The 9425-nt window shown below is 69.7% G+C and carries 10 protein-coding genes and 1 pseudogene; 7 read left to right on the top strand and 4 right to left on the bottom strand.

What is annotated here, in order from left to right; genetic code table 11:
• Positions 1-216 (bottom strand): annotated as a pseudogene (locus ACTS11_RS08395) (acetyl-CoA carboxylase, carboxyltransferase subunit beta); the annotation flags it as partial.
• A 117-nt stretch (positions 217-333) separates the two neighbouring features.
• On the bottom strand, positions 334-1254 hold the full coding sequence (locus ACTS11_RS08390; RefSeq protein ID WP_442639874.1) for a CPBP family intramembrane glutamic endopeptidase: 921 nt from the start codon (positions 1252-1254) through the stop codon (positions 334-336).
• 144 nt (positions 1255-1398) lie between these two features.
• Between ACTS11_RS08390 and ilvD the strand changes: the two genes are divergently transcribed.
• From ilvD to ACTS11_RS08370, 4 genes are all read left to right on the top strand, one after another.
• Positions 1399-3132, top strand: coding sequence for a dihydroxy-acid dehydratase (ilvD, locus tag ACTS11_RS08385; protein WP_442639873.1), 1734 nt, complete (start codon positions 1399-1401; stop codon positions 3130-3132).
• 164 nt (positions 3133-3296) lie between these two features.
• Positions 3297-4007, top strand: coding sequence for a hypothetical protein (locus ACTS11_RS08380; protein WP_442639872.1), 711 nt, complete (start codon positions 3297-3299; stop codon positions 4005-4007).
• 61 nt (positions 4008-4068) lie between these two features.
• Entirely contained in the window at positions 4069-4836 is a 768-nt protein-coding gene (locus ACTS11_RS08375) for a DUF6478 family protein (RefSeq protein ID WP_442639871.1), read from the top strand.
• 23 nt (positions 4837-4859) lie between these two features.
• A complete protein-coding gene (locus ACTS11_RS08370) occupies positions 4860-5231 on the top strand; it encodes a hypothetical protein (RefSeq protein ID WP_442639870.1) in 372 nt (123 codons plus the stop codon).
• A gap of 6 nt (positions 5232-5237) precedes the next feature.
• Here the strand turns inward: ACTS11_RS08370 and ACTS11_RS08365 are convergent, their stop codons facing one another.
• Positions 5238-6467 carry an argininosuccinate synthase gene (locus ACTS11_RS08365; RefSeq protein ID WP_442639869.1) on the bottom strand — a complete coding sequence of 410 codons (1230 nt, stop codon included), beginning with the start codon at positions 6465-6467 and terminating at the stop codon, positions 5238-5240.
• A gap of 84 nt (positions 6468-6551) precedes the next feature.
• On the opposite strand from ACTS11_RS08365, the gene ACTS11_RS08360 reads away from it, so the two are divergent.
• On the top strand, positions 6552-7346 hold the full coding sequence (locus ACTS11_RS08360; RefSeq protein ID WP_442639868.1) for a hypothetical protein: 795 nt from the start codon (positions 6552-6554) through the stop codon (positions 7344-7346).
• 38 nt (positions 7347-7384) lie between these two features.
• Entirely contained in the window at positions 7385-8644 is a 1260-nt protein-coding gene (ilvA, locus tag ACTS11_RS08355) for a threonine ammonia-lyase IlvA (protein ID WP_442639867.1), read from the top strand.
• Here the strand turns inward: ilvA and ACTS11_RS08350 are convergent.
• Positions 8641-8970, bottom strand: a complete 330-nt coding sequence (locus tag ACTS11_RS08350) for an Hpt domain-containing protein (RefSeq protein ID WP_442639866.1) — start codon at positions 8968-8970, stop codon at positions 8641-8643. The two genes, ilvA and ACTS11_RS08350, sit on opposite strands and share 4 nt — an antisense overlap.
• Before the next feature lie 146 nt (positions 8971-9116).
• On the opposite strand from ACTS11_RS08350, the gene ACTS11_RS08345 reads away from it, so the two are divergent.
• Positions 9117-9425 (top strand): response regulator (locus tag ACTS11_RS08345; RefSeq protein WP_442639865.1); only part of this gene is annotated, 309 nt, incomplete at its 3' end.

Here is a 9425-nt window from a genome sequence, read left to right as displayed (position 1 = left end):
GAAGAGGCCCGCGTCGAACAGTGCCTGGAAGCGCTGCCGCGGGCTGATCGGCATGTGGTGGCCGCAGCTCGTGCAGACGTTCAGTGCCTCGGTCAGCTCGCGGTGGAACAGCATCGTCCCGCAGGCGTCGCACTTGGTCCACAGGTTCTCGGGCATCTCGCGGCGCGAGAAGATCGAGTTGATCCGGGGACGGACGTAGTTCGTGATCCAGTTCATGCGGCGGCTTTCGGGCGGATGCTGTCGCGCTTCGTCGGGCCCGAGATAGGCCGCGCCGGGTCGGAATGCAATCGCGCGAAGGGGCTCGGGCAGCCGTCCTCCGCGAGCGCAGGAAGATCAGGCCGCCGTCCTGCGCGGGCGCAGGACGAGGCGCAGCACGGCCCAGAGCGCTACCGTCGTCATCATGTCGAGAAAGAGGAGCGGCCGGATCTGTTCGTCCGCGGGCGAGATCGGCGCAATGTAGAGCGCGAGGCCCGACAGCGGCCCGTCCGTGGCCACGACAAGGATCGCCAGCGCGTTGTTGACGAAGTGCAACCCCCAGGCCGCGCCGATGCTGCCGGTCACGGCGGTCAGGTCGGCGGCGAGGACCGCGAAGAGGAACACCGCCGCGACAACGATCCACGCATTCGCGCCCATGATCTCGGGCTGGTAGTGCAGGATCGCGAAGAGCGCCGAGGGCAGCACCATCCAGACGATCGGCGAGGCGAAGCGCGCGGCGAGCTGCTGCTGGAGGTAGCCGCGGAACAGCACCTCCTCCGCCCCCGTCTGGACCAGCACGCCGACCAGCGCCAGCGGCAGGAAGCTCGCCCAGAGCGTGACCTCGAGATTGGGGAGCGGCGTGGGCATCTGCGAGGGGATCAGCGCCGAGAGGGCGAAGGCCAGGATGCAGATCGCGGCGGTGACGAGGAAGTGCCGCCACAGCCGGTCGATCGGGCCGAAGAGGCTGCGGACCGAGCGTTTGTGGAAGAGACGGACGGCCAGCATCGGCCCGAGCGCCATGCCCGCGAAGGTGGCGAGCAGGAGCACCGTCCCCGTCGGCCCGGCGGAGCCCGCCATCTCGGCCAGCCAGCCGCGCGCGCCGTCGAGGCCGCTCCACGCCATCACCAGCAGGAAGACCGCCGCCACGCCGAGGGCGTAGACCGCCACGATCAGCAGGAGCCCGGCGACGAGACGCCAGATCTCCGGTCGCAAGCGCGCCGGCGCCACGAAGGGCGCATGTTCGGAGTACTGCATCGTGCCTGCCTGAACGGTTATCATTGTTTTTTCGTTACTCTAGCCGTTTGCGCCCTTCGCGTCCATCGTCGAGCGCGCTGGCCGCTTGTCTCGTCTCCGGCCGCCGTCTATTCCGGACCGCGACGCCACGCGTTCGCGCGACAGCCGCAGACCAGGAGGGAGACGACGATGCTCAAGGGCAAGGTGGACAAGGCTAAGCTGCCCAGCCGACACGTGACCGAGGGGCCGTCCCGCGCGCCGCACCGGTCGTACTTCTACGCGATGGGCCTGTCGGACGAGGAGATCCACCAGCCCTTCGTCGGCGTCGCCACCTGCTGGAACGAGGCCGCGCCCTGCAACATCGCGCTGTCGCGGCAGGCGCAGTCGGTGAAGCTCGGCGTCAAGCACGCGAACGGCACCCCGCGCGAGTTCACCACGATCACCGTCACCGACGGCATCGCCATGGGGCACGAGGGGATGCGCTCGTCGCTGGCCTCGCGCGACGCCATCGCGGACACGGTCGAGCTGACGATGCGCGGGCATTGCTACGACGCCATCGTGGGCCTCGCGGGCTGCGACAAGTCGCTGCCCGGCATGATGATGGCGATGGTCCGCCTCAACGTGCCCTCGGTGTTCATCTACGGCGGCTCGATCCTGCCGGGCCGCCTGGACGGCCGCGACATCACCGTGCAGGACGTGTTCGAGGCCGTGGGCCAGCACCAGGCGGGCAACCTCTCGGACGAGGCGCTGGCGATCATCGAGCGCGTGGCCTGCCCCTCGGCGGGCGCCTGCGGCGGCCAGTTCACCGCGAACACCATGGCCTGTGTTTCCGAGGCGATCGGCCTCGCGCTGCCCAACTCCTCCGGCGCGCCCGCGCCCTACGAGAGCCGCGACCAGTACGGCGTCGCCTCCGGCGAGGCGGTGATGGCGCTGCTGGAGAAGGGGATCCGCGCGCGCGACATCGTCACCCGCAAGAGCCTCGAGAACGCCGCGCGCGTCGTGGCCTGCACCGGCGGCTCGACCAACGCGGGGCTGCACCTGCCCGCCATCGCGCACGAGGCGGGGATCGACTTCGACCTCTTCGACGTCTGCGACATCTTCCACGACACGCCCTATTTCGTCGACATGAAGCCGGGCGGCCAGTTCGTCGCCAAGGACCTCTACGAGGCGGGCGGCGTGCCCGTCGTCATGAAGGAGCTGCGCAAGATCGGCCTCGTCCACGAGGACTGCATGACCGCCACCGGCCGCACCATGGGCGAGGAGCTCGACCTCATCACCCGCGAGGCGGACGGCCGCGTGATCTATCCGGCGGCGAGCCCGATCACCGAGACGGGCGGTGTCGTGGGTCTGAAGGGCAACCTCGCCCCCGAGGGCGCCATCGTGAAGGTCGCGGGCATGGCGCCCGAGCACCAGGTCTTCACCGGCCCCGCGCGCGTCTTCGAATGCGAGGAGGACGCCTTCGAGGCGGTCCGCAGCCGCGCCTACAAGGAGGGCGAGGTCATCGTCATCCGCAACGAGGGCCCGAAGGGCGGACCCGGCATGCGCGAGATGCTGGCCACGACCTCGGCGCTGTCGGGGCAGGGCATGGGCAAGAAGGTCGCGCTCATCACCGACGGGCGCTTCTCGGGCGCGACGCGCGGCTTCTGCGTCGGACATGTCGGCCCCGAGGCGGCGGTCGGCGGGCCCATCGGCCTGCTGAAGGACGGCGACATGATCACCATCGACGCGATCTCGGGCGAGCTGTCTGTCGCCGTGACCGAGGCGGAGTTCGAGGAGCGCCGCAAGTCCTGGGCCGGCCCGCGCGAGACGATCTACGCCACCGGCGCGCTCTGGAAATACGCGCAGCTCGTCGGCCCCGCGGTGAAGGGCGCCGTCACCCATCCCGGCGGCACCTTCGAGAAACACGTCTACGCCGACATCTGAGACGGGACCGCGCCGCTGCCGGAATGGTGGCGGCGGCGCTGCACCGGACGCGGGCTTTGGCCGCCCCGAAGCCATGAGCGTTGCATCGCGCGCCGCATCGACTTATCCCCAAGGTTAACAAAACATGAAGAGGGGAGACAGTGACGGGGGCAAATCGGAGTCGCATGCGGGTATCGGCGCTGCTCGCGGCCCTGGTCCTCTCCGGCTGCATCGGCGGGGGCGGCGGCACGGGCGGTGCGCCCGCCGAGGCGGTGGTGACATCGGACATGATCGTCGTGACCGGCCCGCGCGGCTTCTGCGTGGACGAGACGGCGACACGCGCGGAGGGTGACACCGCCTTCGTCCTTCTCGGCAATTGCGCCGCCATCTCGGCCTCGCGCCGCGCCGACCAGCCCGAGGTGCCCGTGGTCCTGACCGCCGCCATCTCGGAGGCCTCGGACGCCGGGTCCATCGCCGAGAGCATCGCGGAACTCGACGCCTATTTCCGCTCGGAGGCTGGGCGCACCGTGCTCAGCCGCTCGCAGGATGCCGAGACGGTCACCCTGATCGAGACGATCACCGAACCGGACATGTTCCTGCTTCACGCCAGCGACACCAGCGCCGGCGCGATGGAGGGCGTGGGTGACTACTACTGGAGGGCCTATCTCGACATCGGCGCGCGCATCGCGACGCTGTCGGTCTTCGCGCTCGAGGATCGGGGCGTGACGGCCGAGGACGGCCTCGGCGCGCTGCGTGCCTTCGCCGCGACCATGCGGCAGGCGAACGCCGAACCGGTCCCGGGCGCTGTTGCAGCCGCGCCCGCCCCCTCTGCCGAAACGGCCGCCCCGCGCGGCGGCCTCTTCAACGTCGGGCTTTTCCGGCGGATATTCAATTAACCGGCCCGTGCGACAAGGGCCGGAGCGAGAGGCGACGGACCGTGTCCGGGAGAGCAGGACCATGGGACAGCACATTCCGGGCTTCCTCGAGAGGTTAAGTCTCGGGCAGAGCCTGCGGCGCTGGCGCCGCGCCTTGCAGTCCCCCGGGACGCTTCCGGCGGGCGACCTTCGGGCGATGCTGCGCGACATGGGAACGTTGCGCGCGCGGCTCGACCGGATGTGCGCCGATGCCGGCACCGAGCTTCTGGAGCGGGGGGCCACCGTCGCACCGGACGCGGAGGGCGAGCACGACTGGATCGGGCGGCCGGCGCCCTGGACCTCGCTCATGCGGCCGCGGGGCATGGTGGACATCGCCTCGCCGACGAAGCTGCCGGGGGGTGTCACGCTGTTCCACGACGCGACGCGCTCGGACCTGAGCCTCAGGCAGGAGTCTGCGCCGGGTGTCGGCGGCGCGCGCTTCGGCCTTGTGCTCGAGGTCTACCGCTTCGACGGCAGCTTCGTCTCGCTCGTGCACGACCTGCCGGAGGAGGCGGTGCGCGGCCTGACGCTCGGCCACTTCGTCTCCGTCCGTCTCCGGGCCGAGCGCGAGCACCCGGTGGAGGTCTATGCCCGCCTCAACGTGCAGCACGGACCCAATGTCGAGCAGATGGTGCGCCAGGTCGATTTCCGCGAGGAGGAGGGCCGCGCCGAGTTCGACCTCGCCTATACCCAGATCAACGAGCGCCGGATCGAGAAGGCCTGGCTCGACATCATCCTCGAGGGCCCCGAGATGACGCGGATCGCGATCTGGGACCTCCTGGTGATGCGGGCGCCGAGGGCGGACGTGTAGTGAGCATGTTTGACGAGGACGAAATGGTTGACGAGTCGTTGGTGAAGCTGTCGCTCGAGGCCGGCCGCTACCGGGGCGAACTGGTCGCGCCGCACGATACCGGGATCGAGGCGGTCCACCATGGACGAGTGGTCGCCGCCGCGCGGCTGACACGGACGGCGGAGGACGCCGAGCGCGTGTTCGTCAGCGTCGATCTCCCCTCCGAGATCCTGTCGGACGGCGTGCAGGTGGTCGCGCTGCGCTCCACCGTCACGGGCGCGGTGCTGGACCGCATCACGCTCCTCGCGGGGGACGCGCTCGACGAGGATCTGCGCGCCGAGGTGGGCCTTCTGCGCGCCGAGCTCGAGATGCTCAAGCGCGCCTTCCGCCAGCACGTCAGCGCGCAGTCCGAGTGACCGCGCTCAGGTCAGCCGCCGCTTCCGCGCCGCCAGCAGCTTGAGCCTCAGCGCGTTGAGCTGGATGAAGCCCTGCGCGTCGGTCTGGTCGTAGGCGCCGGCGTCCTCCTCGAAGGTCACGTGCGCCTCGGAATAGAGGCTGCGGTCCGACCAGCGGGCGATGGTGCGGGCGAACCCCTTGTAGAGCTTCACGCGGACGGTGCCGCTGACGTTCTCCTGGCTCTTGTCGATCAGCGCCTGGAGCATCTCGCGCTCGGGCGAGAACCAGAAGCCGTTGTAGATGAGCTCGGCGTAGCGCGGCATGAGCGAGTCCTTCAGGTGCCCCGACCCGCTGTCGAGCGTGATCTGCTCGATGCCGCGATGCGCCTCCAGCAGGATCGTGCCGCCGGGCGTCTCGTAGATACCGCGCGACTTCATGCCGACGAAGCGGTTCTCCACGAGGTCGAGGCGGCCGACGCCGTGCCGTCCGCCCAGTTCGTTGAGGTTCGTCAGGATCGCGGCGGGCGACATCGCGTGCCCGTTCAGCGCGACCGCGTCGCCCTTCTCGAAGGTGATCTCGACGAATTCGGGCGTGTCGGGGGCCTGCTCGGGATCGACCGTGCGCTGGTAGACGTAATCGGGCGCCTCGACGCTGGGGTCCTCCAGCACCTTGCCCTCCGACGAGGTGTGCAGGAGGTTCGCGTCCACGCTGAACGGAGCCTCGCCGCGCTTGTCCTTGGCAATCGGGATCTGGTTCTGCTCGGCGAATTCGAGGAGCTTCGTGCGGCTCGTCAGGTCCCACTCGCGCCAGGGCGCGATCACCTTGATCTCGGGGTTCAGCGCGTAGGCCGACAGCTCGAAGCGCACCTGGTCGTTGCCCTTGCCCGTCGCGCCGTGGGCGACCGCGTCGGCGCCCGTCTCGGCGGCGATCTCGACGAGGCGCTTGGAGATAAGCGGCCGCGCGATGGACGTGCCCAGCAGATACAGCCCCTCGTAGAGCGCGTTGGCCCGGAACATCGGGAAGACGAAGTCGCGGACGAATTCCTCGCGCAGATCCTCGATGTAGATCTCCTTGGCGCCCATCATCTCGGCCTTGGCGCGGGCGGGCTCGAGCTCCTCGCCCTGCCCGAGATCGGCGGTGAAGGTGACGACCTCGCAGCCGTATTCCGTCTGGAGCCACTTGAGGATGATCGAGGTGTCGAGGCCGCCCGAATAGGCGAGGACGACCTTCTTCGGGGCGTGCTTCTTTGCGGGCATGTCGGGGGGCTCCGTCGCGAGTTCCTGTTGACCGCGCGGGCGATACCGGGTTTTCAGAGGCGGGGCAAGCGAGCGGAGTGCGTGATGGACTATGGATATCAGTTGCTGCGGCATGTCGTGCAGCAGGTCTTCGGCAACCTGAGAGAGGCGGCGCAGATCACGCTCCTGCTCTTTCTCGCCCCGTTCCTGGGGTTCGTCATTCTCGGCTTCGGCGCCATGACCGGCGGCACGATGGACCCCGGCGCCGCGGGCGTCAGCATCCTCGGCGGGCTGCTCCTCCTGGTCGTGGCGGTCGTCGCCTATTGCTGGGCGGCGGTCGGCTGGCACCGCTACGTGCTTCTGGAAGAGACCGGCAACGGCTTTCTCCCGCAATGGCGCGGCGACCGGATCTCGAGCTACTTCTGGCGCGCGCTCGTCGTCGGCATCGTGGTGATCCTCGCGGCGATGGGCTTCGGCCTCGTCATCGCGCTGGTCGTCGGCCTGACGCAGTCGCCCGCCATCGCCGTGGTCCTCGGCATCGGCCTGGTCTTCGGGGCGTCCTGGGTCGCGACGCGGATCGGCCTCGTCCTGCCGGCCGCTGCCATCGGCGAACGCATGACCCTGTCGGAGAGCTGGGCCGCCACGCGCCCGGTTTCCAGCCAGATCCTCCTGCCGCTGATCGTCGTTGCGCTGGCCGTCGGGCTGATCGGGCAGGTGATCCTGCTGATCTTCGGCGAGACGGTGACGGTCGAGGTCTTCGGCACGATGCAGGAGCAGTTGGTCCTGACGCTGCCGGGCCAGATCGTCAACGGCTTCGTCTCGTGGATCCAGATCCTCATCAACCTCGCGCTGATGACCACGCTCTACGGAAACCTGATCGAGGGCCGTCAGCTCAACTGACGCTGGACAGCGGCGGCGGCTTGCGGCAGGGCGAAACGATGACCGAGTTTGCCCCCGATTTCGCGGACGCCGCCCGCGCCGCCGCCCAGGCCCTGCGCGAGCTGTTCCCGCCCACGCCGCTCCAGCGGAACGCATTCCTGTCGGAGCGTTACGGCGCCGACATCTGGCTGAAGCGCGAGGATCTCTCGCCGGTCCGCTCCTACAAGATCCGCGGCGCCTTCAACGCGATGCGCAAGCGTCTGACGGCCGACCCGGACCAGGCGCATTTCGTCTGCGCCAGCGCCGGGAACCACGCGCAGGGAATGGCCTTCGCCTGCGCGCATTTCGGCGTGAAGGGCACGGTCTTCATGCCCGTCACGACGCCCGCGCAGAAGATCGACAAGACCCGCGTGTTCGGCGGCGAGCATGTCGAGATCCGTCTGGTCGGCGACTTCTTCGACGAGACGCTCGCCGCGGCGCGCGTCTTCTGTGCCGAGGCGGGCGCGCATTTCCTGCCGCCCTTCGACGATCCGCACGTGATCGAGGGGCAGGCCTCGGTCGCGGTCGAGATGCTGCAGGAGCTCGGCGGCCCGCCGGACATCCTCGTGCTGCCGGTGGGGGGCGGCGGGCTTTCGGCGGGGATGACGCGCTACCTCGCGGCGGTGCGGGCGACCTGCGAGGTCGTGCTGGTCGAGCCCTGCGGCGGGCCGAGCCTGACCGCCGCGCTCGGGGCGGGTCATCCGGTGGACGTGCCGATCACGGATACCTTCGTGGACGGCGCCGCGGTGGCGCGGATCGGGAACCTCACGTTCGAGGCGTTGAAGACGATGGCGCCCGCGCAGGTCCACCTCGCGCCCGAGAACCGGATCTGCGTCACCATCCAGGAGATGCTGAACCACGAGGGCATCGTGCTGGAGCCCGCGGGCGCGCTGTCGCTCGACGTGCTGCCAGAGATCGCCGACCGTATCGCCGGCCGGCGCGTCGTCTGCGTCACCTCGGGCGGCAACTTCGACTTCGAGCGCCTGCCCGAGGTGAAGGAGCGCGCGATGCGCTACCGGGGCCTCAAGAAGTACTTCATCCTGCGCCTGCCGCAGCGTCCCGGCGCGCTCAGGGATTTCCTCGAGCTTCTGGGGCCGGACGACGACATCGCGCGCTTCGAGTATCTCAAGAAGTCGGCGCGCAACTTCGGCTCGGTCCTCATCGGGATCGAGGCGAAGGACGCGGCGAGCTTTCCGGCGCTGTTCGAGCGCATCGCCGCGCGCGGCTTCGCCTTCCGCGACATCAGCGAGGACGAGCTGCTGTCCGAGTTCCTGATCTAGGCGGCGTCGAGCTCCGGCAGGCGCGGCCGCGCCTCGGCCAGCGCGCCGTGGAAGGCGTCGACCACGGCGACGAGGTCGGGCTCCAGCCCGGCACGGCAGGCGGCCTCCGCCGCGGCGCAGGCCCCGGCCATCGCAAGGAACCCGAGGTTCGCCGCCCCGCCGCGCAGGAAATGGAAGGCGTCGGCATCCGCCCGCGCCGGGTCGGCGGCCAGGTCCGCCAGCTTCGCGTCCATTTCCGCGAAGAAGACGAGCACGACGTCTGCGAAGTCCTCCTCCCCGATGTCGTCGCGGAGGGACATCAGGTGGTCCCAGTCGATCAGGTTCATGCGCAGGCTCCCGGCTTTGGAGAAGCATCGCGCCCGGAGATGAAGGAAGTCCTTCCGCCGCCCGTCGCGATGCCGCGGATTGTCCCTTTCACGCTTCCTTAAGCGGCGGGCGGCTATGCCCCGACCGGAGCACCCGGAGTCCCGCCATGCTGCGCGCGCGCACCACGCCCGAGCCCGTCGCGGCCATCGCCGCCGCGCCCGTGCCCGTTCCCGGGCCGGGGGCCGCCGTGCTGGTGGTCGACGACAGCGCGGCGCAATGCCGGATGCTCGCCGCGCTCCTCGGCCGATGGGGCTACGACACGGTCTCCTCGACCGACGCGGCGGAAGCGCTGGAGCTCGCGGGCGATCCGCGCATCGGGCTCATCGTGCTCGACTGGATGATGCCGGGGATGACCGGGCCCGAGTTCTGCCGCAGGCTGCGCGCCAACCGCAGGGAAGTCTATCCCTACGTGATC

The organism is Roseicyclus sp., assembly GCF_052168335.1.
In the GTDB taxonomy this organism is placed as follows: Bacteria; Pseudomonadota; Alphaproteobacteria; order Rhodobacterales; family Rhodobacteraceae; genus Roseibacterium.
This window is presented reverse-complemented; position numbering and strand designations above follow the sequence as displayed.

What these genes read in the sequence shown, in the direction of transcription:
- ACTS11_RS08390 (WP_442639874.1), bottom strand. Translation starts at nt 1,254, where the DNA reads ATGATAACCGTTCAGGCAGGCACGATGCAGTACTCCGAACATGCGCCC.
- ilvD (WP_442639873.1), top strand. Translation starts at nt 1,399, where the DNA reads ATGCTCAAGGGCAAGGTGGACAAGGCTAAGCTGCCCAGCCGACACGTG.
- ACTS11_RS08380 (WP_442639872.1), top strand. Translation starts at nt 3,297, where the DNA reads ATGCGGGTATCGGCGCTGCTCGCGGCCCTGGTCCTCTCCGGCTGCATC.
- ACTS11_RS08375 (WP_442639871.1), top strand. Translation starts at nt 4,069, where the DNA reads ATGGGACAGCACATTCCGGGCTTCCTCGAGAGGTTAAGTCTCGGGCAG.
- ACTS11_RS08370 (WP_442639870.1), top strand. Translation starts at nt 4,860, where the DNA reads ATGGTTGACGAGTCGTTGGTGAAGCTGTCGCTCGAGGCCGGCCGCTAC.
- ACTS11_RS08365 (WP_442639869.1), bottom strand. Translation starts at nt 6,467, where the DNA reads ATGCCCGCAAAGAAGCACGCCCCGAAGAAGGTCGTCCTCGCCTATTCG.
- ACTS11_RS08360 (WP_442639868.1), top strand. Translation starts at nt 6,552, where the DNA reads ATGGACTATGGATATCAGTTGCTGCGGCATGTCGTGCAGCAGGTCTTC.
- ilvA (WP_442639867.1), top strand. Translation starts at nt 7,385, where the DNA reads ATGACCGAGTTTGCCCCCGATTTCGCGGACGCCGCCCGCGCCGCCGCC.
- ACTS11_RS08350 (WP_442639866.1), bottom strand. Translation starts at nt 8,970, where the DNA reads ATGAACCTGATCGACTGGGACCACCTGATGTCCCTCCGCGACGACATC.